Origin of the sequence: Rhodococcus sp. PSBB066, from assembly GCF_017068255.1 — a bacterium.
GTDB lineage: Bacteria > Actinomycetota > Actinomycetes > Mycobacteriales > Mycobacteriaceae > Rhodococcus > Rhodococcus aetherivorans.
Genome location: NZ_CP070859.1, coordinates 5,144,288 through 5,171,272, shown reverse-complemented (window position 1 = coordinate 5,171,272; position 26,985 = coordinate 5,144,288). Strand labels below are relative to the sequence as shown.

The window sequence follows — 26,985 nt, the reverse complement described above, 5'->3', positions numbered from 1 at the left end:
CGCGTGACAGCGGAATCAGTGGAGTCCGAGCGTCGGGTCGCCTCGACGTCGGACACGGACGGCGCTCCCGCGCCGGGCGTGTCGCACCGCGCCGACGCCCCGCGCCTGCAGCCCCGCCCGGTCTATCGCCCGGACGTCGACGCCGCCGCCAGCAGCGTCTTCGGCCGGCCGGCCGGTACGACGGGCTCGTTCGGCCGGTCCGCCGAGGAACGGGCCGCGGAGCCGCGGGTCGGCCACGGTGCGCCCGCCGATCCGGTGCTGGCCGAGGCATTCGGCCGACCCGTGGGCACCTCCGAGATCCTGCAGCGGCCCCCGGCCGACCCGGACGCCGAGACCGATGCGGACGGCCCCGAGCCCGACCCGTGGCGCGACCCCACGACGAACGTGCGCCTGGGCGCGCCTGCGCAGGCCCGCGATGAGCGCCCGTTGCCGCCCGCCCCCAAGCTCACGCTGCGGGAAGTTCTCTTCGGCGGTCGGATCGAGACCCGCGCCCTCGCGACGCTGGCGGCGGTCGCGCTGACCATCGGCATGATCGGCGGTCTCGTCGTCGCGCTGATCACGTCCGACACCGGCTCTCTCACCAGCCGCAGCGTGACGCTGGCCCAGGTGGAGCAGGGCGGCGACCTGCCGACCGGGCAGGTGGCCCGCGTGGCCGACGCGGTGCTGCCCGCCGTCGTCTCCATCCAGGTCACCGTCGGCGACGAGTCCGGCACCGGGTCCGGTGTCGTGATCGACGGTGCCGGATACATCGTCACCAACAACCACGTGATCTCGATGGCCGCGACCGGTCCGGACGCGAAGATCCAGGTCACCTTCAACGACGGCACCAAGGTGCCCGCACAGATCGTCGGGCGCGACATCAAGACCGACCTGGCAGTGCTCTCCGTCGACGTGGACAACCTCACGGTCGCCGAACTGGGCCGTTCCGGGGACGTGCAGGTCGGTGAGGACGTCATCGCCGTGGGTTCGCCGCTCGGGTTGAGCAAGACCGTCACCCGCGGCATCGTCAGCGCCCTCAACCGGCCGATGCGCCTGGGCGGTCAGGGCACCGACACCGACGCCGTGATCGACGCGGTGCAAACCGACGCCTCCATCAACCCCGGCAACTCCGGCGGCCCGCTCGTCGACGCCGAGGGCCGCGTCATCGGCATCAACTCGGCCATCAAGACCGAGACCGGCGGTTCCGTCGGTCTGGGGTTCGCCATTCCCATCGACGACGTCACCGCCGTCACCCAGGAACTGATCCGCACCGGCGCGATGCGTCATCCGGAGATCGGCGTCAACGCCCGCAGCGTCGTCAACGACGTCGCCAGCGGCGCCGAGGTGGCCAACGTGCAGGAGGGCAGCCCCGCGCAGCAGGCCGGGATCGTCGAGGGCGACGTGATCGTCAAGGTCGGGGACCGCGAGGTCACCAGCGCGGACGAGCTGGTCGTCGCGGTCCACGCCCAGAAGATCGGCGAGCCGGTGACGGTGCAGCTGGTCCGCTCGGGCCGTCTCGTGGACGTGCAGGTGACCCCGCAGTCCGACTGACCGTCGGCTCCCTGTTCGCTGGGAATTCGCTGTGACCTGGGTCCTCCGGGCTGCGAACGGCGCGGCACCACGTACCCTGGAGCGGTGTTCGGCAACATCGGTTGGGGCGAATTCATGGTCCTCCTCGTCGCGGCGCTCGTGGTCCTCGGCCCCGAGCGGCTGCCCGGCGCGGTGTCGTGGGTGACCAAGTCGCTGCGGCAGGTCCGCGACTACGCGTCCGGCGCGAAGGAGCAGCTGAAGGAGGAGCTGGGCCCCGAGTTCGACGACCTGCGTCAACCCCTGTCCGAACTCAACGAGCTGCGCGGCATGACGCCCAAGGCGGTCATCACCAAGCACCTGCTGGACGGCGACGACTCGCTGCTCACCGGCAACTTCGACAAGCCCGGCACCAAGCCGGTGAGCAAGCCCGTCCCGCCGCCGCTGGCGGCCGGGGAGAAGCCCCCCATCGACTCCGACGCGACGTAGGCCGCTGCGCGGCCGGTGTGTCCTTCGGGCGGCAGGAGCAACCTAAAGGGCACACCGGCGCCGCAGGCGCCTACAGGTGGCGGGTGGTGTCGATCCCCAGCGACATGCCGGCCAGGCCGCGGCGCCGCACGGCGAGCTTCTCGGCGATCTCGCGCAGCGCCGTACCCGCAGGCGACTCGGGGGCGCTGAGAACGATCGGGGTGCCGGCGTCGCCGGCCTCGCGCACCGCCGGATCGAGCGGGATCTGGCCCAGCAGCGGGACGGTCGCGCCGACGGCGCGGGTGAGCCGCTCGGAGACGGCCTGACCGCCGCCCGTGCCGAACACGTCCATCCGGGTACCGTCGGGCAGTTCGAGCCACGACATGTTCTCCACGACGCCGACGATGCGCTGGCGGGTCTGCAGCGCGATGGAGCCGGCCCGTTCGGCGACCTCCGCGGCGGCCTGCTGCGGCGTGGTGACGACGAGGATCTCGGCGCCCGGGATCAGCTGCGCGACTGAGATCGCCACGTCGCCGGTGCCGGGCGGCAGGTCGAGCAGCAGCACGTCCAGATCGCCCCAGAACACGTCGGCGAGGAACTGCTGCAGCGCACGGTGCAGCATCGGTCCGCGCCAGACCACGGGCGTGTTGCCCTGGGTGAACTGGGCGATGGAGATCATCTTCACGTCGTGCGCGACGGGCGGCATGATCATCCGCTCCACCTGGGTGGGCTTGGCGTCGGTGCCGAGCATCCGTGGGATGGAATGGCCGTAGATGTCGGCGTCGAGCACGCCGACGGACAGGCCCCGCGCGGCCATCGCGGCGGCGAGGTTGACCGTGACGGAGGACTTGCCGACCCCGCCCTTGCCGGAGGCCACCGCGTAGACGCGGGTGAGCGAGCCGGGCTGGGCGAACGGGATGACCGGCTCGGTGGAGTCGCCGCGCAGCGACTTGCGCAGCTCGGTGCGCTGCTCGTCGGTCATGACGTCGAGTTCGACGCGCACGGCGGAGACCCCGGCGACGTCGGCGACGGCCTTGGTGACGCGGTCGGTGATCTCGGTGCGCAGCGGACAGCCGGCGGTTGTCAGGTAGATGCCGACGTCGACGCTGCCGTCGCCGCCGATCTCGATGCTCTTGACCATGCCGAGCTCGGTGATGGGCTTGCGGATCTCGGGATCCTGAACCCGCGCCAGGGCGCTGCGAACGTCGGACTCGCTGACTGCCATGGCATCAATCGTAGGTGGCGCCCGATCAGTGGATGCGCGGCAGGTCCGCCGCGCTGGGGGTGACACCGGTCGAATAGGCGGCCGACCAGGCGAGCACGTTGGCAACGTATGCCATGGAGTTGTTGTAGCGATGGATGGCCTTGGTGGCCTGCGCGATGTCGTGCATGTTGTTTCCGCCGTCGCACAGGTACTTGGCGGTGGTGAGGGTGGAGTCGTACAGGTTCTGCGGGTCGGCGTCGCCGTCGCCGTCACCGTCGCCGGCGTAGAGCTTCCACGTGGACGGGATGAACTGCATGGGGCCGACCGCCCGGTCGTAGACGGCGTCGCCGTCCAGGGTGCCGCCGTCGGTGTCACGGATGACGGCCTGGCCGCGCAGGCTGCCGTCGAGGGGCAGGCCGATCACGGGTTCGAGGAGGTTGCCCTTGTCGTCGGCCTTGCCGCCCTTGGCGTGGCCGGACTCGACCTGGCCGATGCCGGCGAGCAGCGTCCAGTACATGTTGCAGCCGGGGTTCTCGGCGGCGAGGATCCGCTCGGCGTTCTGGTAGGCGGCGAAGTTGATGCCGGGGATCCCGAGGGGGCCGGGCTGCAGCGGCGCCGGGGCGGCGGGGGCGGGCTCCGGGGCGGGCGCGGGGGCCGCCGCGGGTTCCGCGGTAGGCTCCGGGGCGGTCATGAGGGCGGCTGCGGCGGCGACGTCGCGGGAGACCCCGTCGGCGACGTAGGTGGTCTCGGACGCGGCGGTCACGGGCTCGGCCACCGCTTCGGTGTCCTGGACGCCGAACAGGGTCTTCGGGCTCGCACCGGCGCTGGTGGCGGCGGCGACCACGCCGACCGGAACCAGTCCGGTGAGGGCGATGACCGAATTGCGGCGAAGCTTGGACTCCGAAGGCTTTCTGTGCCGGCCCACTCGATACCTCCTGGGCGCCTACCCCGAGACGCTTTCGTTACATGGCGGTATCGACCATACATGAAGTGATGCGTTTCCGTTACCCTACCGTGATGTAACGCGCTGAGCTGGGCATACGGTGGCAGGGAGGGGTTACGGGGAGATCGAGTCGTGACCGGATCAGGGCACGGGCGGCGCCGGGCACAGCGCCGGGACGAGACACGGCAGCGGCGGCAGCACCGGCGCGGGCGGCGGTGTCCCGACGACCGGCGCGGGGGCGGGGTCCGGCTCGACCGCGGGCGCCGGGACCGGCCCCGGTGGGGGCGCACCGGTGGTCCCGGCGACGGGAGCCGGGACGGTCTCGGCGACGTCGACGGTGTTCGGCAAGGCCGGAACGGCCGGCGTGGCCGACGGCATCGGGGGTGGCACGACGATCCCCGGCGAGACCGCGGCGCCCTTCTCGTAGGCGGCCGACCAGGCCTGCACGTTGGAGACGAACTCGGGCGACGGGTCGAACCGGGCCGCTGCCCGGGCGCGGGCGTCGGGCTCGGCGAGGCGAGCGTCGTCCGAGCACAGCCAGGTGCCGGCCGCCAGGGTGGCGTCGAAGACGTTCTGCGGGTCGGCGGCGCCATCCGCATTGCCGTCCGCCGAGAACTGCGACCACACCGCCGGGGGCAGCTGCATCGGCCCGAGCCTGCCGGTCCCGGGGGCCACACGCGCGGTGGTGAGGGTGCCGAGCACGTCGGTGCGTCCCGAATCGGCGTGCTGCGAGGTGATCCGTCCGATCGCCGCGAGCAGATGCCACGGCAGCGCGCACCCGGGCTCGCTGATCGCTAGCTGCATCTCGGCCGCCCGGTACGCGTAGAGCACCAGTTCGGGGATCGCCAGGGGGCCCTCACCGGCCATCACGGGTGACGGCTGTCCGGGAGCGACCGTGACCGCGGGCGGTAGGTCCGCGGCGGGATCGGGAGCCGTGCTCGCGGCTCCGCGCACGGGCCGCGTCGTCGCCGGATCCGCCGGCAGTACCCCGACCCCGGTGCTGCCGTCCGCCGCCGTCACGACGACCGGCTCCGTGTTCTCCGTCGCGGCCACCGTCGCCGGCGACGACGCGACCGCCGCGAACCCCGCGCCGAGCACCACCGGCACCGCGATCAGACCCTGCCAGCGCACGCCATCACCCCACAGACCTACTCGTCGCGGACCGTTACCCCACCGACACCATCGACCGGCTGTGATGAACGTTACAGCGAGTCACGTCTCAGCGGCGGGGAGGGCGCGGTTTACCGGCCGTCGTCGTTGCCGTGTCCTCCTCCCCCGGCTCGATCAGCAGTGCGCGCAGATCGTCGAGTTCGCGGCGCAGATAGTCGCGGGTGGCCACCTCGCCGACGGCCAGCCGCAGCGCCGCCAGCTCACGCGCGAGGAACTCGGTGTCCGCCTTGGTCTGGGCGGCGCGGGCCCGGTCCACCTCGAGGGAGACCCGGTCCCGGTTCTCCTGCCGGTTCTGGGCGAGCAGGATCAGCGGCGCGGCGTACGCGGCCTGCGTGGAGAACGCGAGGTTCAGCAGGATGAACGGGTACGGGTCCCACTGCAGCGCGACGGCGAAGACGTTGAGCAGGATCCACACGATCACCACGACGGTCTGGATGGCCAGATAGCGCCCGGTGCCGAGGAACCGGGCGATCGACTCGCTGACGCGCCCGACGGCCTCGACGTCGAAGTTGACCCGGAAGCGGCCGGTGCGGGGGGTGTCGAGGCGCTGCCGGGCCACGGCGGAACGGTCACTCATCGTCGGCCTCCTCCTCGCGCCAGTCCTCGGGCAGCAGGTGGTCGAGCACGTCGTCGACCGTCACGGCACCGAGCAGGTGCCCCTCGTCGTCCAGCACGGGCCCGCACACCAGGTTGTACGTCGCGAAGTACCGGGTGACCGCGGTGAGCGAGTCGTCCGGGTCCAGTCGCGGCAGGTCGTTGTCGACGATCCCGCCCACCAGGCCGGCCGGCGGCTCCCGGAGCAGCTGCTGCAGGTGCACGCAGCCCAGATACTTGCCCGTCGGGGTCGCGGTGGGCGGCCGCACCACGAACACCATCGACGCGAGCGCCGGCGTGAGGTCCGGGTCGCGGACCCGGGCCAGCGCCTCGGCCACCGTCGTCGCCGGGGTGAGCACCACCGGCTCGGGGGTCATCAGGCCGCCGGCGGTGTCGGGGGAGTGCTCGAGCAACCGCCGCACCGGCTCCGAATCCTCCGGATCCATCAGGCGGAGCAGCGACTCGGCCTCCGAGTCGGGCAGCTCACCGAGCAGATCCGCGGCGTCGTCGGGATCCATCGCCTCGAGCAGGTCCGCGGCGCGTTCCACCTCGAGGTGCATCAGCAGATCGGTCTGGTCGTCGGTGGGCAGCTCCTGCACGACGTCGGCGAGCCGCTCGTCGTCCAGCGCGACCGCCACCTCGTGCCGGCGCTTCTCCGGCAGCTCGCGGAGCGCGTTCGCGACGTCGGCGGCGCGCATGTCCTCGAACTGCAGCAGCAGCTGCGAGACGCCCTGGCCGGGCATCCCGAGGTTGGTGTAGGTCAGACCGTGCACGTGCTGCCAGTCCACGACGTGGATCGCGGACCTCCGGCCCAGCCGGCCGCGGTGCGCGCGCACGGCCACCCGCGAGACCAGCCAGTCCCGGGTGCGGGTCAGTTCGATGCCGAGGTCGACGACGACCACGTCCACGCCCGCGAGCTCGCCCAGCTCGGGATCGTCGACCCGGACCTTCGAATCGAGCACCTGCGCGAGCGCCAGCACCTCGGTCGGCCGCTGCGTGAACCGGCGCAGGCTCACGTTGCCGGTGTTCAGGGTGACGGCGCCCGGCTCGATCGCCGTCACCCGCAGCATCGGCACGAATATTCGCTTGCGCGTTGGCAGTTCGACGACCAGGCCGAGCACCCGGGGCTGCTGCCGGCCGATCCGGATGGTGAGCACGACGTCGCGCACCCGGCCGATCGACTCGCCGTCGGGCCCGAGGACCACCAGACCGGCGAGCCTCGCCGCGAATACCTTGCTCACTGCTGCCATGATGGTCAGGCTAGAACGTGCGGTCGTCGATTTCGGAACACGGAGGTCTGCCCAGCCCATGTCGTTCGACTTCAGGCCCCGAAGGTCCGTGCTCGCCGTTCCCGGCAGCAGCCGCAAGATGATCGACAAGGCCAAGGGCCTCGCCGCCGACGAGGTGTTCCTCGACCTCGAGGACGCCGTCTCCCCGCTGGCGAAGGAGCAGGCCCGCACGACGATCGTCGAGGCCCTCAACGAGGACGGATGGGGCGAGCAGCTGAAGGTGGTGCGGGTCAACGACTGGACGACCGACGCCACCTACCTCGACGTCGCCACCGTGGTGGGCGGCGCCGGCGCGCACCTCGACGCGATCCTGCTGCCGAAGGTCCCCGACGCGAGCCACGTGCAGGCGCTCGATCTGCTGCTGACCCAGGTGGAGAAGGCCCACGGCCTCGAGGTGGGCCGCATCGGCATCGAACCGCAGATCGAGGACGCACTCGGGTTGACCAACATCAACGCCATCGCCACGGCGAGCCCGCGCGTCCGGACCCTGGTGTTCGGCCCGGCCGACTTCATGGCGAGCATCAACATGCGCACCCTCGTCGTCGGTGAGCAGCCCGACGGCTACGACCGCGGCGACGCCTACCACCACATCCTCATGACCATCCTCATGGCGGCCCGGGCCCACGGCCTGCAGGCGATCGACGGGCCGTACCTGCAGATCCGCGACGTCGAGGCGTTCCGGCGCTCGGCGCAGCGGACCGCTGCCCTCGGCTTCGACGGCAAGTGGGTGCTGCACCCCAGCCAGATCGACGCCGCGAACGAGGTCTTCAGCCCGCGGCAGGAGGACTACGACAAGGCCGAGATGATCCTCGACGCCTACGAGTGGCACACCTCCGCGGCCGGCGGCGCGCGCGGCGCCGCGATGCTCGGGGACGAGATGATCGACGAGGCCAGCCGCAAGATGGCGCTGGTGATCTCCGCGAAGGGCCGGGCGGCCGGGATGACCCGCACCACGAAGTTCGAGCCGCCGCAGTAGGCGGCTGCGCCGCCGGTGCGTCCTTCGGGCGGCGGAAACAACCCAAAGGACGCACCGGCGCCGAAGGCGCACACGGGCAGAATGGACAGGTGCGCCGGATCGGGGCGCGCAGTCACGAGAAGGAGCCGAAGATGACCAACCCCCTCGGACAGCCGGGACGCGCCACGCCGGGCCTGCCGACTCCGCCGAGCGGCTGGCCGGTCGGTTCGTACACCACCTACGCCGAGGCGCAGCGGGCTGTCGACCACCTCTCGGACCAGTCCTTCCCGGTCGAGGACGTCACCATCGTGGGCGTCGACCTCATGCAGGTCGAGCGGGTCACCGGCCGGTTGACGTGGGCGAAGGTGATCGGGGGCGGCATCGCCTCCGGCGCCTGGCTCGGTCTGTTCTTCGGCCTGCTGCTCGGGATCTTCTCGACCGACTTCCTCGGCCCCCTGCTCGTCGGCATGGTCGGCGGCATCGTCTTCGGCCTGATCTCCACGACGATCCCGTACGCCGCGACGCGCGGCCAGCGTGACTTCTCGTCGACGATGCAGCTGGTGGCCGGCCGTTACGACGTGCTGTGCGCGCCGCGCAACGCCGAACGGGCCCGGGACCTGCTCGCCAAGCTCGCGTTGTAAACCGTTCGATCACAGTTCCGCTCCGGGCGGCAGTTGGGTCGCGCGCCGGCGCCCGGTGCGTTACGTTCGCACCAAGTGTGACGGAAGTCACCGTCGCGCTGGACGACGGGCGGAGGCTGCGGTGCGGAGACGGGCGGTGAGGGTCGGACTGGTGGGTGCCGCGGCGGTGCTCGCGCTGTCGTCGGTCGCGGCGTGCGGCAGCGAGTCGAGCGGGACGGTACTGAGTTTCTACACCGCCGCCGACGGTGCGGAGCAGTACGCCGCCGCGGCGGCGAACTGCACGGCCGCCGCCGGCGGCAGGTACACGATCGAGCAGCGCACCCTGCCGAAGGGCGCCGACGACCAGCGGCTGCAGCTCGCGCGGCGGCTCACCGGCGAGGACGACACGCTGGACCTGATGACCCTCGACGTGGTGTGGACGGCCGAGTTCGCCGAGGCGGGATGGGCGCTGCCGCTGCCGCCGGACGTCGCGGCCTCGGTGTCCGAGGGCACCCTCGCCGGGCCGCTGGCCTCGGCGACGTGGCAGGACACCCTGTACGCGGCTCCGCTGAACACGAACACCCAGTTGCTCTGGTACCGCAAGGACCTGATGCCCGGCGGCCGCCCGCCGCAGACGTGGGACGAGATGATCGACATCGCGAGCGGGCTCGCGGACGAGGGCCGGCCCAGCTGGATCGGGGTACAGGCCCGCCAGTACGAGGGCCTGATGGTGTGGTTCAACACCCTGCTCGCCAGCGCGGGCGGATCCGTCGTCGCCGAGGACGGCACCACCGTCACCGTGGCCGACGGTGACGCCGCCGTGACGGCCCTCGACATCATGAAGCGCGTGGCGACGGCGCCCGGTGCGGATCCGTCGCTGAACCAGTCCGACGAGGCCGCCGCCCGCCTGGGCATGGAGAGCGGCAAGGCCGCCTTCCAGGTGAACTGGCCGTTCGTCTACCCCGGCATCCTCGAGAACGCCGAGAAGGGCTTCCTGCCCTCCATCGACGACAACGGCAACGTGACCGCCGAGAACACCGGCAACACGGTGCTGACGGTGAACGGCGAGCAGAACTTCCTCCCCGCGCCGTACCCGGCGGTGATCGCCGGCACGCCCGCACGGGTCACCATCGGCGGGTTCAACATCGCTGTCGCGCGCACCAGCCGCAACCCCGACCTGGCGTTCGAGGCGATGCAGTGCCTGCGCAACGAGGAGAACCAGCGCAACAACGCCGTCGACGGCGGCGTTCCGCCCACTCTCGCCTCGCTCTACGACGACCCGGAGTTCCAGCAGGCGTATCCCGTGTGGCGGGAGGTGCGCGAGAGCCTCGAGAACGCGGCGGTGCGCCCGGTTTCGCCCGCCTACCAGAGCATTTCGACGCTCATCACCGCCACGCTCAACCCGGTCGACCGGATCGATCCGCCGCGCACGGTCGACGAACTCGCGGAACAGGTTCGCAAGGCGGTCAATTCGGAAGGGCTGATCCCGTGACCACCACGCCCGCAACCAGACCCGTCCCGCCGGCCGAGGGCGCCCGGACCGCACCGTCCCGGCGCGAGAAAGCCCTTCTCTCCGAAGGGAAGAAGGCCGAACGCCGGCTCGGGCTGTGGCTCGTCGCACCCGCGGCGCTGCTGATGCTCGCCGTCACGGCCTACCCGGTGGGGTACGCGGTCTGGCTGAGCCTGCAACGGTACGACCTGCGGTTCCCCGACGAACGCGAGTTCGTCGGACTGGCCAACTACGTCTCGGTCCTCACCGACGCGTTCTGGTGGCAGGCGTTCGCCGTGACCGCCGGGATCACCGTCGTGTCGGTGGCGATCGAGTTCGTCCTCGGCCTGACACTGGCGCTGATCATGCACCGCACCATCGTCGGCAAGGGCACCGTCCGCACCGTGGTGCTGATCCCGTACGGCATCGTCACCGTCGCCGCGGCCTACAGCTGGTACTACGCGTGGACGCCGGGCACCGGTTACCTCGCGAACCTCCTGCCCGAGGGCAGTGCCCCACTGACGCAGCAGCTTCCGTCGCTGGCGATCATCGTGCTCGCCGAGGTGTGGAAGACCACCCCGTTCATGGCGCTGCTGCTGCTCGCCGGGCTGGCCCTCGTTCCGGACGACCTGCTGCGCGCCGCCCAGGTCGACGGCGCCGGCGCATGGACGCGGCTGACCAGGATCATCGTGCCGCTGATGAAGCCGGCGATCCTGGTGGCCCTGCTGTTCCGCACCCTCGACGCCTTCCGCATCTTCGACAACATCTACGTCCTCACGCGCGGATCCAACGGCACGGGCTCGGTGTCGATCCTCGGATACGACAACCTGTTCAAGGCGTTCAACCTCGGGATCGGGTCGGCGATCAGCGTCCTGATCTTCCTGTGCGTGGCCATCATCGCGTTCGTGTTCATCAAGCTGTTCGGGGCGTCCGCACCGGGCTCCGATCCGGAAGGGAAACGGTGACATGACGACGACCGAGACCCCGCGCCGCAAGCTGAGCTGGTCGGTGGTGAACCTGCTCGTCCTGCTGTACGCGCTGATCCCCGTCGTGTGGATCGCCAGCCTGTCCTTCAAGCCGGCCGGCACCATCAAGGACGGCCGGTTCATTCCCCGGGAGTGGACACTCGACAACTACCGCGGGATCTTCCGCACCGACGCGTTCACCAGCGCACTGATCAATTCCATCGGTATCGGGCTGATCGCGACGGTGGTCGCGGTGGTCATCGGCACCATGGCGGCCTACGCCATCGCGCGGCTCGACTTCCCGGGCAAGAAGATCCTCGTCGGCGTGGCGCTGCTGATCGCGATGTTCCCGCAGATCTCCCTCGTCAGCCCGCTCTTCGACATCATCCGCAAACTCGGGCTGTTCGACACGTGGGCCGGCCTGATCATCCCGTACATCACCTTCTCCCTGCCCCTGGCGATCTACACGCTCTCGGCGTTCTTCAAGGAGATCCCGTGGGAGCTCGAGAAGGCCGCCAAGATGGACGGCGCCACACCCGGGCAGGCGTTCCGAAAGGTGGTGGCGCCGCTGGCGGCGCCGGGCATCGTCACCGCCGCGATCCTGGTGTTCATCTTCTGCTGGAACGACCTGTTGTTCGCGATCTCGCTGACCTCCACCGAGCGGTCCATCACCGCGCCCGCGGCGATCGCCAACTTCACCGGGGCCTCGCAGTTCGAGGAGCCCACCGGCTCGATCGCGGCGGCCGCGGTGGTCATCACCATCCCGATCATCGTGTTCGTGCTGATCTTCCAACGTCGCATCGTGGCCGGCCTGACGTCCGGCGCAGTGAAGGGATGACCCAGATGGCTGAAATCGTGCTGGACAAGGTGACCAAGCTCTACCCCGACGGGGCGAAGGCGGTCAGCGACGTGGACGTGACGATCGCCGACGGGGAGTTCATCATCCTGGTCGGTCCCTCGGGCTGCGGGAAGTCGACGACGCTGAACATGATCGCCGGGCTCGAGGACATCTCCTCCGGCGAGTTGCGCATCGGCGGCGAGCGGGTCAACGAGAAGGCGCCCAAGGACCGGGACATCGCGATGGTGTTCCAGTCGTACGCGTTGTACCCGCACATGACGGTGCGGGAGAACATCGCCTTCCCGCTCACCCTCGCCAAGATGCCCAAGGACGAGATCGAGCGGAAGGTCACCGAGGCCGCCAAGATCCTCGACCTGACGGACCATCTCGACCGCAAACCGTCGAATCTGTCCGGCGGGCAGCGTCAGCGGGTGGCGATGGGCCGCGCGATCGTGCGCAACCCCAAGGCGTTCCTCATGGACGAGCCGCTGTCCAACCTCGATGCCAAGCTGCGGGTGCAGATGCGCACCGAGATTGCCCGCCTCCAGAAACGGCTGGGCACCACCACGGTGTACGTCACCCACGATCAGACCGAGGCGATGACCCTCGGCGACCGGGTGGTCGTCCTCCGCGGCGGGCTGGTGCAGCAGATCGGCGCGCCCCAGGAGCTCTACGACCGGCCGAGAAACCTGTTCGTGGCCGGATTCATCGGCTCTCCGTCGATGAACTTTCTGGCCGGCCAGCTCGAGTCGAACGGCGTGCGCACCGTGATCGGCGACTTTACCCTGCCGGCCGAGCGGTGGGCGGCCGTGCAGAAGCACAATCCGGGACGTGACGTCGTCGTCGGCGTCCGGCCCGAACACTTCGAGGACGCCACGCTCCTGGACCCGGCCCAGCGTGAGCAGGGTACGACCTTCACCGTGGACGTCGACGTGCTCGAATCGATGGGGTCGGACAAGTACGCGTACTTCACCGTCGAGTCCCCGGACCTGCATTCGAGCGACCTCGACGACCTGGCGGCCGACGTCGGCGTCGCCGACCTCGCCGGCGGGTCGATGGTCGCGCGGCTGCCCGCCGAGTCCGGCGTCGCGAAGGGCCGGCCCGTCCAGCTGTGGTTCGATCCGGCGAAGATCGCCCTCTTCGACCAGGCGACGGGGGAGAACATCACCCTCTGACCGAGCGGTGCATAGTAGGCCGGTGGACCTCGACGACATCGCCGACGAGCTGTACGGGCTCGATCCGGGCGAGTTCACCGCGGCCCGCAGCGAGCACGTCGCCCGCGCCCGTGAGGCCGGAGACCGCGAGCTCGCGGCGGCCGTCGGCCGGTTGCGCAAGCCGACCGTGTCGGCCTGGCTGGTGAACATGCTCGTCCGCGAGAAGTCCGAGGAGGTCACGGCCCTGCTCGGGCTCGGCGACGCCCTGCGCTCCGCGCAGCGCCAGCTCTCCGGGTCCGAGCTGCGGCGGCTGTCCACGCAGCGACGGCGGGTGATCGGTGCGCTCGAGAAGACCGCGGCCCGCCTCGCCGCCGAGCATGGCCGGCGGGCGTCGGAGGCGGCCCTGCGCGAGGTCGGCCAGACCCTGCACGCCGCCCTCGCCGACGCCGATCTGGCCGAGCAGGTGCGCGGGGGCCGGCTCGAGGCGCCCCTGGACTACAGCGGCTTCGGCCCGGTGGGGCTGTCGGTCGTCCCGCCCCCGCCGGCACGGACGGACACCGAGGCGGACGAGGCCGAGCGCACCCGGCGCGCCGCCGCCCTGGAGACCGCCGTCGCCGAGGCGGAGGCGGCGCGGAACACCGCCGACGAGGCGCAGTCGGTGGCGGCGCGGGCACGCGCGGCGGTCGAGGAACTCGACGGGCACGTCGCGCGGTTGCGCGAGGAGCTGAGCCGGGTGGAGCAGCGGCGCGAGTTCGCGCGACGCACCGCCCGGTCGGCCGACGAGGACGCCGCGAAGGCCGAGGACGCGGCGCGGCAGGCGGAGGAGGCGGTGCGCGCGCTGCGGGAGCAGGACTGACGTCGCCCGATCAGCCCCGACGCGCCGCGGCGGCCTCGGCCTGATCGTCCGCGACGACGGGCGTGGCGGCGAGACCGGACACCGATCCCCATTCGGCAGCGAGGGCCGTCGCCTCCACCTCGTCCTCCTCGCGGTCGCTGAGCGGACGCGTCGCCGGTTGCCCGCCGACGAGAACGAGCACCGCGGCGGCGGCCGCGGCCGCGGCGCCCAGCGCGAACGCCGCGACGAACGCGCTCTCGCGGACGACGCCGCCGGTGCCGGCGACGGTCAGCGTGGCCAGCAATGTCGTCACCACCGCGCTGCTGAGCGAGCTGCCCGCCGTGCGGGCGATGGAATTGATGCTGTTCGCGACCCCGGTCTGATCGGGGCGCACCTCGGCGACGAGGAGCGCCGGCAGCGCCGCATAGGCGAGACTGACGAAGGTGGTGACGAGGATGCCGGAGACGATCAGCTGCCAGCTCCGGTCGTGCACGACCGCCACCAGGGCGAAGCCGGCGATCCCGAGAACGCACGCTCCGATCAGCACCCAGCGGGCGTCGAACCGGTGGATGAGCCGGCCCGCCAGTGCCGCGGCGACCACACCGACGAGCGCGCCCGGGAGCATGTACACCGCGGTCGCCTCGAGCACGGTGGCGCCGAACCCGTATCCGGCGACGGCGGGCGGGGTCTGCACGAAGTATGCGGTGGCGAGGAAGCTGACGAACATGGCCATGCCGACGAGGAACGCGGCGCCGTGCACCACGAACACCGGCCGGTGGGTGAGCATCCGCGGCGGCACGAGCGGCTCGTCGACGTGCCGTTCGAAGAGGAACCACCCGGTGAGCACGGCCAGGCCGAGGGCGGCGCTCGCGACGGTGGGCGGCGCCGCCCACCCCCACGTTCCGCCCTCGGACAGGGCGAGCAGCACCAGCGCCAGGCCGACGGCGAGCAGCGCCGCGCCGAGCCAGTCGATCCGGCCTCCCTCGGCCCGCCGCCGCTTCGGCACGACGAGGAAGGCGCTCAGCAACGCGACGACGTTGAACGCCGCCACCAGCCAGAACACCCGGCGGTAGTCGCCGCCCGAGACCATCAGGCCGGTGAGCACCATGCCGATCGCACCACCCACGCCGAGCGTGCCCGAGAACAGGCCCATCGCGCCGATCAGCCGCTGCGGCGGCAGTTCGGCGCGCAGCACGGCGATGCCGACGGGGAACAACGCGAACGACACGCCCTGCAGTACCCGGCCGAGAAGCAGAAGCGCGAACGAGTCCGTGGCGGCGCACAGCAGCGAGCCGACGAGCACTACGGCGAGGACAGTGAGCAGAACCGGGCGTTTGCCGCGCAGGTCGGCCAGCCGGCCCAGCAGCGGCGTGGTGACGGCGGCGGCGAGCAGGTTCGCGGTCAGCACCCAGCCGGCGGCGGTCGTGCTCACGCCCAGCTGGTCGCGGATGGTGCCGACGATCGGCACCACGGACGTCTGCATCACGGCGATCGTGGTGATGATGAAGCACAGCACGGGAACCAGCAGCCGCGCACCTCTCGGATCGGACATCGGCTCTCCTCGACGCTGCAACATGAAACTAAATTCAACTAAACATCTACCGGACGCTCGGTCTCGCCGTCCAGGCGCATGCGAAACCCGGGCCGCCGTCGGACCGCCGTGGCAGGGTGTCCCCGTGACGCCGCGCACCCTCACCGCCCGCGCGCTCGGCCGCGCCACCCTCGCCCGGCAGCACCTGCTGCGGCGCGGCGACCTGCCCGCGATCGAGCTGGTCGAGCATCTGCTGGGCTTGCAGGCCCAGGCGCCGAGCCCGCCCTACTTCGCGCTGTGGGCGCGGTTGCGGCGGTTCCGGCCGACGGCCCTGGCCGACCTCCTCGAATCACGCGACGTGGTGCGCATCGTGCTCATGCGCGGCACGGTGTTCGCCGTCTCGGCGGCCGACGCGGTGGCCCTGCGGGACTGGATCCAGCCGCTGCTGGACCGGGACCTGACCACCAACACCCAGTATGCGGCCGGTCTGGCGGGGCTGGATCTGCGCGAGCTCGCCGCCGTGGGCCGCGACCTGCTCCGCGACGGCCCGCGCAGCCTGCAGGAACTGCGCCCGCTGCTCGCCGAGCGGTTCCCCGGCCGCGACCCGGCCGCGCTCGCCTACGGGCTGCGGAATCTGCTTCCGCTGGTGCAGGTGCCGCCGCGGGGGCTGTGGGGGCGCTCCGGGCAGCCGAGACTCACGCCGCTCGACGAGTGGATCGGTCGCGGCCCGGCACGGGCGGACCCGGCCGTCGTCCTCCGGCGATACCTCGCCGCGTTCGGGCCGGCGAGCGTGCGCGACGCGCAGACCTGGTCGGGGCTGACACGGCTCGGTGAGGTCTTCGAGCGGTTGCGTCCGTCGCTCGAGGTGTTCCGTGACGAGAACGGTGTCGAGGTGTTCGACCTGCCCGACGCCCCGCGACCCGAACCGGCGACGCCGGCGCCGGTGCGGATCCTTGCGCCCTACGACAACGTGCTGCTCTCGCACGCCGACCGGACCCGGATCGTCCCCGACGAGCACCGTCGCCGGATCATGACGCAGAACGGCATCGTGCGCTCGACCTTCCTCGTCGACGGGACCGTCGCCGGGGCCGCGAACCTCATCGTCACGAGGAATTCGGCCGTGCTCGAGGTGACCCCCTGGCAGCGACTGACGGCCACCCGGCGCGCGGCGGTCGAGAAGGAAGGTCTGCGGCTGACGAGATTCGCTGCCGCGACCGCCGAAGTGCACGAGGTGCGGTTCGTCGAACAGTAGGCGCGCGGCGGCAGGCGTGGCCCGCCCGCGGACGGGGTATCCGGCGGGCGGACCGAACTACCCGCAGGAGCAGCAGATGAGCAATCAGACCGACACGTCCCTCGACCTCGCGGAGACCGCCCGCAGGCACGCCCGCGAATACACGGCGGGTGAGGACCTCCCGATGCGGGGGTACGCGACGGTCCTTGCCGGGTACAGCACGCTCGTCACCGTCGCCGTGATCGGCGCGCTGGTGACCGGCCGGCGGCTGCCCGACCGGTTGAGCGGCGAGGACCTGATCGTGCTCGCCCTGGGCACGCACAAGCTGTCGCGGACGGTCACGAAGGACGCGGTGACCAGCCCCCTGCGGGCGCCCTTCACCCGGTACACGGGACGGGGCGGTCCCGCCGAGGTGACGGAGGAGGTGCGCGGAACGAACACCCTGCGGCACAGCCTCGGGGAGCTGCTCACCTGCCCGTTCTGCTTCGACGTGTGGGTGGCGACCTTCTTCACGATCGGGATGGTCTTCGCGCCGCGCCCGACGCGGCTCGTCGCCGGGCTGTTCGCGGCCCTGGCCGGCGCGGATTTCCTGCAGTTCGCCTACGCGAAGGCGCAGCAGAGCGTCGGGTGAGCGCCGCGGCCCGTCGCCCCCTGTGCCGTCTCGGGCAGGACGGGCCGTGCAGGATCCACGCGCCGGTTCGGAATCCGCCCGTGCTGCGGCGTGGGCGGATTCCGAAGTCGCGGGCGGATGCACCGGGCGCATCCGCCCGGCCCGCCTGGGGGACGTCAGGCGATGTCGGGCTCCGGCTCGGGCTCCGAGTTCTCGGGACGCAGCAGGTCGTGCTCCTCGACCGCCTCGAGCGAGAGGGTGCGGTAGCCGTATCCGTCGAACAGCACGGTGATCCGGTCCGTCTCCGCGCTCATCACCTCGCCGGCGCCCCACTGCGCGTGCACGACCCGGGTGTGTAGCGGAATCGATTCGTGACGAACATGATTCGCCGGCTCGGGCCGGCTCTCGGGGATCCCCTCGCGGCAGCAGTCGCAGTGGCCGCACGGTTCGATCAGCGACTCGCCGAAGTACCCGAGCAGGAACTGCCTTCGGCAGCCGCGGGTTTCGGCGTAGCCGCGCATCATCTCCACGCGGGAGCGGTCCATCCGTTCGCCCACCGCTGCCACCTCCGCCGCGCGCCGGACGGCGATCTCCACCTCGACGGTGCGTGCGGTGAACCCTTTGCGTCCCGAGGAGACCACCCCGGCCCGTTCGAGCAGGTTGACCGCGTTGGTCAGGGTCCGGCCGCGGGTATCCAGTTCGGCGCGTAGGTCTTTCAGTCGCGTCGGGGCCTTCGCCCGCCGCAGCGCGGTGAACGCCCGGCCGAGCAGTTCCTCGTCCGGGCGGTGGGTCGTGAAGAACTTCGCGAGCGAGAGGTCCTCGGGCCGGTAGAACAGCAGCGCCTTCGCCTCGAGCCCGTCGCGCCCGGCCCGGCCGATCTGCTGGTAGTAGCTGTCCACGGAATCCGGCGCGGAGGCGTGCGCGACGAACCGCACGTCGGGCTTGTCGATGCCCATGCCGAACGCGGAGGTCGCCACCACCACCTCGTACTGGCCGTCGAGGAACCCGTGGTGTACCCGCTCGCGCGTGGCCGACGCCAGGCCGGCGTGGTACGCGGCCGCTCGCAGTCCCCGTTCGGCCAGTTCGGCCGCATAGAACTCGGCGTCCTTGCGCGTCGCGGTGTACAGCAGCCCGGGCGTCTCGAGTCCGGCGACCGTCTCGATCACCGCCCGGCGTTTCTCGGCGTCGGTCGTGTACCGCTCGACGGCCAGATCGATGTTGGGCCGATCGAATCCGCTGGCGATCACCACCGGGTCGCGCAGGCGCAGCTCCTCGACGATCTCCTGCCGCACCGGCGGCGACGCGGTGGCCGTAAGCGCCACCACCGGGGGCCGGCCGAGCCGGTCGAGCGCGTCGGCCAGGCGCAGGTAGTCGGGCCGGAAGTCGTGGCCCCACGCGGACACACAGTGCGCCTCGTCGACCACCACGAGGGAGACGTGCGCGTCGGCGAGACGGGCCACCACCTCGTCGTTGGCGAGCTGCTCCGGCGCCAGGAAGACGTACTCCACGGTGCGCTCCCGGATCGTCTCCCACGCGGCCGCGGTCGCCGAGGCCCGCTGCCGGGAATTGATCGCGACCGCGTCCGGCGCCGAGGTGGCGTCGAGACCTGCGATCTGATCGTTCTGCAGCGCGATGAGCGGGGAGATCACCAGAGTCGTGCCCTCGATCAGCAACGCCGGCACCTGGTAGATCGCCGACTTGCCCGATCCGGTGGCCATCACCGCGAGCACGTCCCGGCCCCGCACCAGCGGTTCCATCGCGTCGAGCTGGCCGGGACGCAGTTCCTCCCAGCCGAACACGCGGCGCGCGGCCGCCCGTAGCTCGGCCCGGATGTCACGCGGTCCGGTCGTGTCGGCTGCGTCCTGCACGGTCGCCGTCAAGCGTGTCCTCCTGTCGTGGGCCCGGTCCTCCCGACCAGGGTACGGAGCGCATGGAGTCCCCAACCCCAGCGCGGACCGGCGCCGGCACGCTTCTCGACCGGCCGAGGCACCCGGGCGTTCGGTGGGCGCCCTCGGTAGCTGACCGGGGATACCTCCGGCGCCCCGGGACCAAACCGGTGGGCGTGCGCTCACCGCGGGGCCCGCCGCCGCAGCCGCTCGATGATCTCCTCGTTCCACACGTGCCGCCGCACCAGCCGGTACCGTTCGCCGGCCAGCCACAGATACGCCTCGGCGTCGGTGCGGGTGCGCAGCATCCCCGCCGCCCGCACCATGTCGACCACCGGTACGAACTCCTCGTCGAACCACCGCTGCGCCACCACGTCGCGGGTGAGGAACTCGCCGCGCTCCTGCATGAGCCGGAAGCCCCACGCCTCGATGCACTCGGCCAGTTCCGCGTAGTCCCACGGGTCCCGGACGGTCACCGCATCACGCCGGCTGCCGGTGAGCGGCACCCGGCTGAGGAACATCCGGTAATGGTCCTTGCGCATCAGGTCCGAGTGCTGGGTCACGCCCTCCGGCGAGATCCGGGTGACGATCTCGGTCACGTAGGCGTCGATGGTCGCGTCACCGCGGGCGTAGGCGATGGAGACGCGGTGGTGCCCGTCCACCACGAAATGCATCGTCCCGATGCGGTACACCGTGATCGGCGGCACCGCCTCGCCCCGGCGGCGGGCCGTGGCCAGCTTCTCCCACCGCTGGCGCAGCCGCGCCGACGTGGGCCGGAACCGCCGGTCGAAGTCCTCGGTGCGGTCCACGCTGCCGACGATCGAGGCCACGTCGATGCTCTGCAGGCCCAGGCGCCGTTCCCCGACCCGGCCGAGGGCCCGCACCACGGCGTCGAACGGCAGCACGGCGTTGACGTCCTCGGGTTCGCGGCGCAGCCACGCGATCAGCCGCGCGTACTCGGCGCGCCGCCGCTGCCGGGAGAAGTCGTCGCCGGCGTCGGCGCCGGGGAAGCCGGTGTCTCGCACCATTACACGACGGTACCGGCGGACGGGGCCCCGGTCGGCCGGATCGGCGCAGGCCGCACCGGCGGCGCGGGACCCGCCTCGGGTCTACATTGCAGGGGTGATCGACGCCGTGCTGCCCGCCGTCCGTGCCCATCTCAGCGCCCGCCTCGGGGGCGGCGAGCCGGAGACGGCGTCCGTGACGTTCCTCGGCCTCGAACCCATCGAGGTGCTGCGCTTCCGCGTGGAACAGCCGGACCTGGTGCGGTTCGCGACCCTGGGGTGTTCGCGGCACCCGATGGGCGACCCCACCGCGACGGTCGCCGACCCGACCCGCGGGCCGCGCGCCGAGCTGATCCTCAGCGTGCGCGGCCTCAGCGGCAGTCTCCCGGGACTGGTCCGCACGCTCGCGACGCTCGCGGCCCTGCCCGCGGTGGAGGGCGTCGTCCTCACCGACGACGCCCTGCTCGACCTGGGGGAGCCGCTGTGGCAGGGCGCCACCTTCACCGCGGTGATGCTCGAGCCGAGCGACGTCCCCGACCTGGTGCTGCCCGAGCCCGCCGACCCGGTGCGGTTCTTCGAGGTGATACCGCTGACCGGCACCGAGGCCGCGTGGAAGCGGTTGCGCGGCGGCGCTGCGCTGCGCGAGGCGTGGTCGGAGGCCGGCATCGACGTGCGGGACCCGAACCGCGCCCCGGCCCGCATGTGAATCGCGCCGTCAGCGGGGCACGACGACCCCGATCGGGCCACCGGCGAGGCAGACGTCGAGCCCGGCCGACGCGGAGCGGGCCTGCAGCCCGGTGCCCGCGCCCGGGACCCGCGCGTACACCGTGCCCAGTCCCGCGGTGACCGGCACCCGCACCCGTGGCGCGGCGGGGAAGCCCACCTCGATCTCGCCGTCCGCGGAGGCACGGTAGTTCAGCTGCACCGTCCATTCCCCGCCCACCAGCGCGGTGTCGGCGGGGAGCACGGTCGTCGTCGACGCGGTGAGCAGATGCCCGCAGTCGGGCACCGGCCCGGGCAGCACGTGCCGCACCGGGACGAGACCCGCCGGCACCAGCCGTCCGCCGTCGTCGAGCACCTGCAGTTCGGGGGTGACGGCGCCGATCTCGGCGCGTCCCGGCAGCGGCGAGAACACGCGGCTGAGCAGATTGTGGGGGTGGGTGACCGGCAGGAGCACCCACACCGAGACGGGATGATCGAGGATCGGCACGTCCGGCCGCGCGGTGAGCGCGGACTTCGCGGCGGCCAGGTACGCGCCGGTGGGGTTGTCGGCCCAGGTGCGGGCGAACGTCGCCGTCGACCACAGGCTGCTCGCCGCGAAGGTGACCGCGCACCCGGCCGCGACGAGCCGTCGTGCCGGTTGTGCGGGGGGCGCGTCGCCGCGCGACGGAGCGCGCAGGATCAGCGCCGCGGCGATCGCGACGACGACGGCCGTGTCGGTGTGGTAGCGCAGGGTCTGCGCCAGTTCGTACGTCGTGTCCGGACCGAAGCGGGTGCTGATCATCGCGGCCGTCGAGGCCGCCACGTAGACGGCCGTCGCGGCCCACACCCAGCCCGTGCGCCGGTTCCGCCGCAGCGACCACACCAGGAAGGCGAGCACCGCCGCCCAGGCCGCCACGACCAGCCCGGCCGGCGGATCCGCCCACGGCGGGCCCGGATTCCAGCGGTCCCATCGCCACGGCCCGCCCAGCAGGGTCGGCAGCACCCCGAACGAGACGCCGTGGTGCGTCAGCCCGCGCACCATGTCGGCCGTGGGCGCCCCGAACCGGGACTCGACCAGCGACAGGTAGGCGGCTGCCCACCCGGCGAGGGCGAGCGCCGAGCCGAGCCACAGCGGCGCCCCGCGCACCGCCGCGGTGCGCACCGGCCGGCGGCGGCCGTCCAGCCGGTACATCAGGGCGACGGTCGCGAACGCCACCGCCGGCACCAGCACCGACTTCTCGAAGAACAGCAGCGCGACGACGGTGACCGCCGTCCCGCTCAGCGCGTAGCGGATCCGGCCGGTGCGCACCATCCGGATCGCGTCGCCGGCCACCCACGCCAGGGCCGCCTGCAGTGGCAGCGAATTCAGCCCCGCCGCCCACCACGCGAACGACGGCAGCGTCAGAGGGGTGAACAGGTAGAACAGCAGCGGGCCGAGCAGCGCCGGCCGCGGCCCCAGCAGCAACCACAGCACGCGCAGCACGGCCAGCGACGCCAGCGCCTGGCCGGCCACCAGCGTCGCCGCTGCGGGCCACCACTGCAGCGGCGCGAGGGCCGTGACGACGCCGGCCACCAGGAACCCACCCGGCATGAGATGGCCGTCGTGGTCGTAGCCGAGGAGTTCGAACGACAACAGCGGGTGCATGCCCGAGCGTCCGACCAGAATCAGGTCGTCCCAGTAGAACTCCCCGCGGAAGGCGAGCAGCGAGCGCACCGTCAGCTGCAGGGCGATCAGGACGAGTGCCGCCGCGAGCACCGCCGGGCCGGGTGTGCGCCCGTCGGGGGAGACCGGCGCGAGGCGCTCCCGGGCCGCGGTGATCAGAGCCATTTGTTGCGGCGGAACGTGACGAACAGGCCGACGGTGATCGCGACGATGGCCCCGATGACCACGAAGTATCCGTGCTCCCAGTGCAGTTCGGGCATGTTGTCGAAGTTCATCCCGTAGATCCCGGCGATCATCGTGGGTACGGCCGCGATCGCCACCCATGCCGAGATCCGGCGCATGTCGGTGTTCTGCTGCACCGTCACCTTCGCGATCGCGGCATCGACGAGAGTGCTCAGCGTCTCGTCGTAATCCGCGATGCGCTCGGCCACCTTGGTGTGATGGTCGGCCACGTCCCGGAAGTAGCGCCGGACCTCCTTGGGCACCGGATTGCCCGCGCCGCGGGTCAGCTGGCGCAGCGGCGTCGCGAGGGGGAGCACCGCCCGCCGCAACTCCACGATCTCCCGCTTGAGCAGATAGATCTGTTCCACCGCGATGCGGGTGTCGGGCGTGAACACCAGTTCCTCGAGGTCATCGATGTCCGGCTGCACGGCGTCGACCACGGCGAGGTACGTGTCCACGACGTGGTCGGCGACGGCGTGCAGCACCGACGACGGCCCCAGCGCCAGCCGCTCCGGGGCCGCCTCGAGCCGATGCCGCACGTCCGCCAGCGCCGAGTGGTCGCCGTGGCGGACGCTCACGACGAAGTCCCGGCCGCAGAAGAGCATGATCTCGCCGGTCTCGACGATCTCCTTGGTCGTGGTCACCGACTCGTGCTCGACGTAGTTCACGGTCCGCAGCACCAGGAACGTCACGTCGTCGTAGCGCTCGAGCTTGGGCCGCTGATGTGCGTGCACGGCGTCCTCGACCGTCAGCTCGTGCAGGCCGAACGTGCGGCCCACGCTCGTCATCTGCTGTTCGTCGGGCTCGTGCAGGCCGAGCCACACGAAGCCGGCGCCGCGGCGGCGCACCTCCGCGAGCGCCGCGCCGTGGGCGTAACGGCCCGGCAGCCGCATGCCGTCGACGTAGACGGCGCAGTCCACGACGGCCCGCTCGGCGGGGATCCGCAGGGCGGGCGCCGCGGCGCCGGTGCGTCGCGACGAGTGCGAGGGCAGGTTCGGCATCGGTTCCCTTCCGCGCGGCACGCTCCGGCCCGCACCGGGCGGGTCCGGGCCGTCACTGCGTCATGCTAACCCGCCCCGGGCCGGCCGCCGGGGCTGCGCGACGGCACCTGACACACTGGTGGGGTGCGTATCGACCTGCATGCCCACTCGCTCGCCTCCGACGGGACCGACACCCCGGCGGGGCTCGTCCGCGCCGCCGCCGAGGCCGGGCTCGACGTCGTCGCCCTGACCGACCACGACACCACCGCCGGCTGGGACGCTGCGGCCGACGCCCTGCCCGGGGGACTGCGGCTGATCCGCGGCATGGAGATGTCGTGCACCGGGCGCGGCGAGGACGGCCGGCCCGTGGCGGTGCACCTGCTCGCGTACCTGTTCGACCCGCGGGACGAGGCGTTCGCGGTCGAGCGGGAGCGCCTGCGGGCGGAGCGGGTGGCCCGCATCCGGGCGATGGCCGAGCGGATGGCCGACGACGGGCTGCCCGTCGACCCCGAACGGATCGTCACCGCCGCCGGCCCGGTGGCCGGCCGACCCCACCTGGCGCGTGCGCTGGTGGAGGCGGGTGTCGTCCCGAGCATCGACGCCGCCTTCGCAGACCTGCTCTCGTCGCGGGGCCGCTACTACGTCACCAAGGCGGACACGCCGCTGTCGGACGCCGTGCGCATGGTCGCCGCGGCCGGCGGCGTCACCGTCGTGGCGCATGCCCGTGCCCGCTCGCGCGGGCGGCTGCTTGCGCTCGACCACATCGAGGAGCTCGCCGAGCTGGGCCTCGGGGGCCTCGAGGCGGACCATCCGGACCACGATCCGGCCGACGCGAGGCTCATGCGGGACATGGCGGCGAAGCTCGACCTGTTCGTGACCGGGTCGTCCGACTACCACGGCGGCAACAAGAAAGTCTCCCTCGGCCGGTACACGACGGACCCCGAGGCGCTCGAGGCCCTGACGGCCCGTGCCACCGGGATCGAGGTGCTTGCGGGATGACCACCTGGGGCCGCCCTGCGCGACGTCACGACCGCGCCGACGGGTACGACGACTACTACGCCGACGACTCCGGCCGCGACCCCTACGGCACCCCCACGGCGGCGCCGTCCCGCCCGGGTCGCGGGGCGCCGCGGCGGGACGGGCTCGTCGTGCGGGGACTGCGGGCGCTGTCCGGCGTGGTGTGCGGCGCGGTGATCGTCCTGACGGTGGTGGTCTGGGCGGCGCAGTACCTGGGCGACAAGCGGGATTTCCCGGGACCGGGCTCGGCGTCGCTGTCCGCGCACGTCGTCGCGGTGGTCGTCGCGTCGGCCGCGCAGGTGTTCGCGGACCGCCGGCGCGGGCTCGCCGCCGCCGTGGGCGCCGGTGTGGTCTATCTCACGGGCGCGGTCCTGATGTTCACCCAGTGGTGGGGCTGACGTTTCGCGCGCCGTCCGTTACCGGTAGGTAACCGGCCGGCATCTCGGGCTTTTGCCTCGGAACGGCTCCGATCGCAGGGTCGACATTCCGGCTCGGCTGTCCAAACTCACAGGTGAGCGGGGAAAAACGTGAGACATTCGCAAGAAATACCGATTTGATTGTTGGGTTGTGAAGGTGGCAAACTTTTCCTCAATCCGGCGTCGGTGCCACCGCCCCGAAGCCGGACGAAGATGGCAGACCCTGTAGAGGGCTCGTCGCCAGGGCTCACCCGCCTCGGCGCCATCACGCTCCGGAAGTCGTACAGCGTTGTACAGCGGTAACCGTGATCGCGCCCGGAAGCTTCACCGAAATGTCCTTGGCGAAGCGCTGCGCCGGATGTCCGTCGCGCAGCTACTTCGCAGTAACCGGAACCCGAGTGGTTCCGGCTCGAGCAGGAGTGTCATCGTGTCAATCGTGTCTGATGCACCTACCCCCCGGAAGGTCGAATTGACCGACGAGGAAATCTTCAGCAGCCATATCGACGGCAAGCTGTCCGTCGAGCTCACCGCACCCCTGGAGACGCAGCGCGATCTGTCGATCGCCTACACGCCCGGCGTCGCGCAGGTTTCCCGCGCGATCGCGGCCGACGAGACCCTCGCCGACCGCTACACCTGGACCAACCGCCTCGTGGTGGTCGTCTCCGACGGTTCGGCGGTGCTCGGCCTCGGTGACATCGGCCCGCGCGCGTCGCTGCCGGTGATGGAGGGCAAGTCCGCCCTGTTCAAGAAGTTCGCGGGCCTGAACTCGATCCCGCTGGTGCTCGACACCAAGGATCCCGACGAGATCGTCGAGACGCTGATCCGGCTGCGCCCGAGCTTCGGCGCGGTCAACCTCGAGGACATCTCCGCCCCGCGCTGCTTCGAGATCGAACGACGCGTCATCGAGGCGCTGGACTGCCCGGTCATGCACGACGACCAGCACGGCACCGCCATCGTGGCACTCGCCGCGCTCAAGGGCGCCGCCAAGGTGCAGGGCCGCGAGCTGGCCGGCCTGCGCATCGTCATCTCCGGCGCCGGTGCCGCCGGCGTCGCCGTCGCGAACATCCTGCTCGCCGCCGGCGCGGCCGATGTGACCGTGCTGGACTCGAAGGGCATCGTCTCGGCCGAGCGCACCGACCTGAACGAGGTCAAGGTCGACCTGGCCGCGCGGACCAACCCGGCCGGCCGGCACGGCGGGCTGATCGAGGCCCTCGACGGCGCGGACGTGTTCATCGGCGTCTCGGCCGGCACGGTGCCGGAGGAGATCGTCGCTCGGATGGCCGACGGCGCGATCGTGTTCGCGCTGTCGAACCCGGATCCGGAGATCCACCCGGAGGTCGCCGCCAAGCACGCCGCGATCGTCGCGACCGGCCGCAGCGACTTCCCGAACCAGATCAACAACGTGCTGGCCTTCCCCGGTGTGTTCAAGGGCGCGCTCGACGCGGGCGCCCGGCGCATCACCGAGGGCATGAAGCTCGCCGCCGCCGAGGCCATCCTCTCGGTCGTCGGTGACGAGTTGGCCGTGGACAAGATCGTCCCGAGCCCTCTCGATCCGCGGGTGGCGCCCGCCGTCGCCGAGGCCGTCGCGGCCGCGGCGCGGGCCGAGGGCGTCACCGACTGACGCGATCGACCGCACGCCCCGGCCGGAGCCCGCACCCAGGTTCCGGACCGGGGCGTTCGGCTTTCCGGGGAT

At 71.8% G+C, this 26,985-nt stretch carries 25 protein-coding genes; 15 read left to right on the top strand and 10 right to left on the bottom strand.

Features of this window, described 5'->3' with window-relative positions; translation table 11 throughout:
• Positions 1-78: 78 nt before the first annotated feature.
• Complete coding sequence (locus JYA75_RS23420) at positions 79-1,530, top strand: trypsin-like peptidase domain-containing protein (protein WP_185713927.1); 1,452 nt, start codon at positions 79-81, stop codon at positions 1,528-1,530.
• Between the two features lie 84 nt (positions 1,531-1,614).
• The gene (gene tatB, locus JYA75_RS23415) at positions 1,615-1,995 is read left to right on the top strand and encodes a Sec-independent protein translocase protein TatB (RefSeq protein ID WP_006938788.1); all 381 of its coding nucleotides are present in this window, start codon (positions 1,615-1,617) and stop codon (positions 1,993-1,995) included.
• Between the two features lie 70 nt (positions 1,996-2,065).
• Here tatB and JYA75_RS23410 read toward each other — a convergent pair whose 3' ends face one another.
• From JYA75_RS23410 to JYA75_RS23390, 5 genes are all read right to left on the bottom strand, one after another.
• Complete coding sequence (locus tag JYA75_RS23410; RefSeq protein ID WP_006938786.1) at positions 2,066-3,199, bottom strand: P-loop NTPase; 1,134 nt, start codon at positions 3,197-3,199, stop codon at positions 2,066-2,068.
• A gap of 25 nt (positions 3,200-3,224) precedes the next feature.
• The gene (locus JYA75_RS23405) at positions 3,225-4,103 is read right to left on the bottom strand and encodes a lytic murein transglycosylase (protein WP_203329437.1); all 879 of its coding nucleotides are present in this window, start codon (positions 4,101-4,103) and stop codon (positions 3,225-3,227) included.
• 159 nt (positions 4,104-4,262) lie between these two features.
• Positions 4,263-5,252, bottom strand: a complete 990-nt coding sequence (locus JYA75_RS23400; protein WP_168579376.1) for a hypothetical protein — start codon at positions 5,250-5,252, stop codon at positions 4,263-4,265.
• An 88-nt stretch (positions 5,253-5,340) separates the two neighbouring features.
• Entirely contained in the window at positions 5,341-5,868 is a 528-nt protein-coding gene (locus tag JYA75_RS23395) for a DUF1003 domain-containing protein (RefSeq protein WP_029542474.1), read from the bottom strand.
• Entirely contained in the window at positions 5,861-7,135 is a 1,275-nt protein-coding gene (locus JYA75_RS23390; RefSeq protein WP_029542476.1) for a CBS domain-containing protein, read from the bottom strand. Before JYA75_RS23390 ends, JYA75_RS23395 begins: the two co-directional genes overlap by 8 nt.
• A gap of 58 nt (positions 7,136-7,193) precedes the next feature.
• On the opposite strand from JYA75_RS23390, the gene JYA75_RS23385 reads away from it, so the two are divergent.
• From JYA75_RS23385 to JYA75_RS23355, 7 genes are all read left to right on the top strand, one after another.
• Positions 7,194-8,150: a CoA ester lyase gene (locus JYA75_RS23385; protein ID WP_029542478.1), complete on the top strand. Its 957-nt coding sequence runs from the start codon at positions 7,194-7,196 to the stop codon at positions 8,148-8,150.
• Positions 8,151-8,281: 131 nt separating this feature from the next.
• On the top strand, positions 8,282-8,770 hold the full coding sequence (locus JYA75_RS23380) for a general stress protein (RefSeq protein WP_003936099.1): 489 nt from the start codon (positions 8,282-8,284) through the stop codon (positions 8,768-8,770).
• Positions 8,771-8,906: 136 nt separating this feature from the next.
• On the top strand, positions 8,907-10,241 hold the full coding sequence (locus JYA75_RS23375) for an ABC transporter substrate-binding protein (protein ID WP_065922826.1): 1,335 nt from the start codon (positions 8,907-8,909) through the stop codon (positions 10,239-10,241).
• Positions 10,238-11,203, top strand: coding sequence for a sugar ABC transporter permease (locus JYA75_RS23370; RefSeq protein WP_006938769.1), 966 nt, complete (start codon positions 10,238-10,240; stop codon positions 11,201-11,203). The genes JYA75_RS23375 and JYA75_RS23370 overlap by 4 nt, the downstream gene beginning before the upstream one ends.
• Before the next feature lies 1 nt (position 11,204).
• On the top strand, positions 11,205-12,041 hold the full coding sequence (locus JYA75_RS23365) for a carbohydrate ABC transporter permease (protein ID WP_006938767.1): 837 nt from the start codon (positions 11,205-11,207) through the stop codon (positions 12,039-12,041).
• 5 nt (positions 12,042-12,046) lie between these two features.
• Entirely contained in the window at positions 12,047-13,216 is a 1,170-nt protein-coding gene (ugpC, locus tag JYA75_RS23360) for a sn-glycerol-3-phosphate ABC transporter ATP-binding protein UgpC (RefSeq protein ID WP_006938765.1), read from the top strand.
• 22 nt (positions 13,217-13,238) lie between these two features.
• Positions 13,239-14,051: a hypothetical protein gene (locus JYA75_RS23355; protein ID WP_006938762.1), complete on the top strand. Its 813-nt coding sequence runs from the start codon at positions 13,239-13,241 to the stop codon at positions 14,049-14,051.
• Positions 14,052-14,061: 10 nt separating this feature from the next.
• On the opposite strand, the gene JYA75_RS23350 is transcribed toward JYA75_RS23355, so the two are convergent.
• The gene (locus tag JYA75_RS23350; protein ID WP_102799362.1) at positions 14,062-15,582 is read right to left on the bottom strand and encodes an MFS transporter; all 1,521 of its coding nucleotides are present in this window, start codon (positions 15,580-15,582) and stop codon (positions 14,062-14,064) included.
• Positions 15,583-15,706: 124 nt separating this feature from the next.
• Here JYA75_RS23350 and JYA75_RS23345 point away from each other — a divergent pair, with 124 nt between their 5' ends.
• Complete coding sequence (locus JYA75_RS23345) at positions 15,707-16,813, top strand: winged helix DNA-binding domain-containing protein (protein ID WP_029542486.1); 1,107 nt, start codon at positions 15,707-15,709, stop codon at positions 16,811-16,813.
• A gap of 76 nt (positions 16,814-16,889) precedes the next feature.
• On the top strand, positions 16,890-17,423 hold the full coding sequence (locus tag JYA75_RS23340) for a DUF1360 domain-containing protein (RefSeq protein ID WP_006938758.1): 534 nt from the start codon (positions 16,890-16,892) through the stop codon (positions 17,421-17,423).
• 155 nt (positions 17,424-17,578) lie between these two features.
• Here JYA75_RS23340 and JYA75_RS23335 read toward each other — a convergent pair whose 3' ends face one another.
• Together JYA75_RS23335 and JYA75_RS23330 are read right to left on the bottom strand one after the other, a co-directional pair.
• Positions 17,579-19,282, bottom strand: coding sequence for a RecQ family ATP-dependent DNA helicase (locus tag JYA75_RS23335; protein ID WP_185713674.1), 1,704 nt, complete (start codon positions 19,280-19,282; stop codon positions 17,579-17,581).
• 188 nt (positions 19,283-19,470) lie between these two features.
• The gene (locus JYA75_RS23330; RefSeq protein WP_006938754.1) at positions 19,471-20,316 is read right to left on the bottom strand and encodes a ParB N-terminal domain-containing protein; all 846 of its coding nucleotides are present in this window, start codon (positions 20,314-20,316) and stop codon (positions 19,471-19,473) included.
• 94 nt (positions 20,317-20,410) lie between these two features.
• On the opposite strand from JYA75_RS23330, the gene JYA75_RS23325 reads away from it, so the two are divergent.
• The gene (locus JYA75_RS23325) at positions 20,411-20,998 is read left to right on the top strand and encodes a suppressor of fused domain protein (RefSeq protein ID WP_006938753.1); all 588 of its coding nucleotides are present in this window, start codon (positions 20,411-20,413) and stop codon (positions 20,996-20,998) included.
• A 9-nt stretch (positions 20,999-21,007) separates the two neighbouring features.
• Here the strand turns inward: JYA75_RS23325 and JYA75_RS23320 are convergent, their stop codons facing one another.
• Positions 21,008-22,822 carry a hypothetical protein gene (locus tag JYA75_RS23320; protein WP_203329436.1) on the bottom strand — a complete coding sequence of 605 codons (1,815 nt, stop codon included), beginning with the start codon at positions 22,820-22,822 and terminating at the stop codon, positions 21,008-21,010.
• Positions 22,813-23,880, bottom strand: coding sequence for a magnesium/cobalt transporter CorA (gene corA, locus JYA75_RS23315; RefSeq protein WP_029542492.1), 1,068 nt, complete (start codon positions 23,878-23,880; stop codon positions 22,813-22,815). The genes JYA75_RS23320 and corA overlap by 10 nt, the downstream gene beginning before the upstream one ends.
• Before the next feature lie 123 nt (positions 23,881-24,003).
• Here corA and JYA75_RS23310 point away from each other — a divergent pair, with 123 nt between their 5' ends.
• From JYA75_RS23310 to JYA75_RS23300, 3 genes are all read left to right on the top strand, one after another.
• A complete protein-coding gene (locus JYA75_RS23310; RefSeq protein ID WP_006938750.1) occupies positions 24,004-24,858 on the top strand; it encodes a PHP domain-containing protein in 855 nt (284 codons plus the stop codon).
• Positions 24,855-25,274 carry a hypothetical protein gene (locus JYA75_RS23305; protein ID WP_203329435.1) on the top strand — a complete coding sequence of 140 codons (420 nt, stop codon included), beginning with the start codon at positions 24,855-24,857 and terminating at the stop codon, positions 25,272-25,274. Before JYA75_RS23310 ends, JYA75_RS23305 begins: the two co-directional genes overlap by 4 nt.
• 445 nt (positions 25,275-25,719) lie before the next feature.
• Positions 25,720-26,913 carry an NADP-dependent malic enzyme gene (locus JYA75_RS23300; protein WP_029542499.1) on the top strand — a complete coding sequence of 398 codons (1,194 nt, stop codon included), beginning with the start codon at positions 25,720-25,722 and terminating at the stop codon, positions 26,911-26,913.
• Positions 26,914-26,985: the final 72 nt, after the last annotated feature.

What these genes read in the sequence shown, in the direction of transcription:
- JYA75_RS23385 (WP_029542478.1), top strand. Translation starts at nt 7,194, where the DNA reads ATGTCGTTCGACTTCAGGCCCCGAAGGTCCGTGCTCGCCGTTCCCGGC.
- JYA75_RS23395 (WP_029542474.1), bottom strand. Translation starts at nt 5,868, where the DNA reads ATGAGTGACCGTTCCGCCGTGGCCCGGCAGCGCCTCGACACCCCCCGC.
- JYA75_RS23320 (WP_203329436.1), bottom strand. Translation starts at nt 22,822, where the DNA reads ATGGCTCTGATCACCGCGGCCCGGGAGCGCCTCGCGCCGGTCTCCCCC.
- JYA75_RS23390 (WP_029542476.1), bottom strand. Translation starts at nt 7,135, where the DNA reads ATGGCAGCAGTGAGCAAGGTATTCGCGGCGAGGCTCGCCGGTCTGGTG.
- ugpC (WP_006938765.1), top strand. Translation starts at nt 12,047, where the DNA reads ATGGCTGAAATCGTGCTGGACAAGGTGACCAAGCTCTACCCCGACGGG.
- JYA75_RS23350 (WP_102799362.1), bottom strand. Translation starts at nt 15,582, where the DNA reads ATGTCCGATCCGAGAGGTGCGCGGCTGCTGGTTCCCGTGCTGTGCTTC.
- JYA75_RS23410 (WP_006938786.1), bottom strand. Translation starts at nt 3,199, where the DNA reads ATGGCAGTCAGCGAGTCCGACGTTCGCAGCGCCCTGGCGCGGGTTCAG.
- JYA75_RS23305 (WP_203329435.1), top strand. Translation starts at nt 24,855, where the DNA reads ATGACCACCTGGGGCCGCCCTGCGCGACGTCACGACCGCGCCGACGGG.
- JYA75_RS23340 (WP_006938758.1), top strand. Translation starts at nt 16,890, where the DNA reads ATGAGCAATCAGACCGACACGTCCCTCGACCTCGCGGAGACCGCCCGC.
- JYA75_RS23380 (WP_003936099.1), top strand. Translation starts at nt 8,282, where the DNA reads ATGACCAACCCCCTCGGACAGCCGGGACGCGCCACGCCGGGCCTGCCG.
- corA (WP_029542492.1), bottom strand. Translation starts at nt 23,880, where the DNA reads ATGCCGAACCTGCCCTCGCACTCGTCGCGACGCACCGGCGCCGCGGCG.
- JYA75_RS23330 (WP_006938754.1), bottom strand. Translation starts at nt 20,316, where the DNA reads ATGGTGCGAGACACCGGCTTCCCCGGCGCCGACGCCGGCGACGACTTC.
- JYA75_RS23365 (WP_006938767.1), top strand. Translation starts at nt 11,205, where the DNA reads ATGACGACGACCGAGACCCCGCGCCGCAAGCTGAGCTGGTCGGTGGTG.